The sequence below is a fragment of the Rhodoferax sp. UBA5149 genome, assembly GCF_002413825.1.
Taxonomy (GTDB): Bacteria; Pseudomonadota; Gammaproteobacteria; order Burkholderiales; family Burkholderiaceae_C; genus Rhodoferax.
Genome location: NZ_DHXT01000119.1, coordinates 1 through 982 on the forward strand (window position 1 = coordinate 1; position 982 = coordinate 982).

The 982-nt window shown below is 63.3% G+C and carries 2 protein-coding genes; both read right to left on the bottom strand.

The genetic code is table 11. From position 1 onward, the window contains the following. On the bottom strand, positions 1 to 326 hold a 326-nt coding region (locus B3V69_RS10815), incomplete at its 3' end, for a nitrous oxide reductase accessory protein NosL (RefSeq protein WP_296446442.1). Continuing rightward, on the bottom strand, positions 323 to 982 hold a 660-nt coding region (locus B3V69_RS10820), incomplete at its 5' end, for an ABC transporter permease (protein ID WP_296446444.1). The genes B3V69_RS10815 and B3V69_RS10820, both read right to left, overlap by 4 nt.

Consider the following 982-nt stretch of genomic DNA (forward strand, 5'->3'; position numbering starts at 1 on the left):
ATCCAGTTCCCGCGTGGCTGCTCCCAGTCGGCCTTGCCCATGTCTTGCACGTAGACCGCCCGAATGGCCTTGACCTGCTCCGGCGCCAGCAAGGTGTGAAACATCTCCACCGTGTCGCAGAAGAAGATGGGCGCTTCCTGGCCGGCGTAGTGGATCTGCGCCTTGGGGCCGGGATAGTCGGCCAGCAGCATGCCGTCCAGATCGCAGGTGGTGCGGGCGTCTATCTCCACCGGGGCCAGGGGCTTGCTGGAATTCGACTGATCGCAGCCGAGCAGGCCAGCGCCCAGCAAGGCAGCCAAGAGAATTGAGCGGCGAGTCATCATCATGATTTAAATCTCCAGCGTGCCAGCGCAAGCGGCACAACAATCCAGGCCAGCATGACCGAACCCATCAGCCACGGCTTGGCCAGGGCGGGCGGCACGATGCTGGCCAGGCCATACAGGGTGCGAACATCTTCCAGCGAAAACACATTGAGGATGCGAAACACATCCGCCGGGTTCAGCAGCAACATATAGGCGAAAGCGTCGCCGCCGTAGCTGCCGCCCGTGGCCACCAGGCCCCCAAGCAGCAGCAGGTCAAACACCAGCACAAAGAAGAACCACAGCGCAATCGCCAGACCCGAGGCGCGCGTGCGCTCACGCGCGATCACCGACATCAGCACCGCCAGACTCAGGAACGCCAGGCCCAGCAGCACCGAGCTGACCATAAAACCCACGTAGTGAAACAGACCCGCCCAGCTGTACTGCTGGAACAGCAGCAGCGCCACCAGGCCAAAGCCCGCCAGCGTGGAGAGCGTGAGCGCTGCCGCCAACCCCAGGTACTTGCCCAGCAACAATTCGAGGCGCGTGATCGGCAGGGCCAGCAGCAGGTCCAGCGAGCCGCGTTCGCGCTCGCCCACCACGGCGTCAAAGCCCAGCAGCAAGGCGATGAGCGGGATCAGGTAGATCACCAGGCTCACCAGGCTGGTAATGGTGAACTCGAT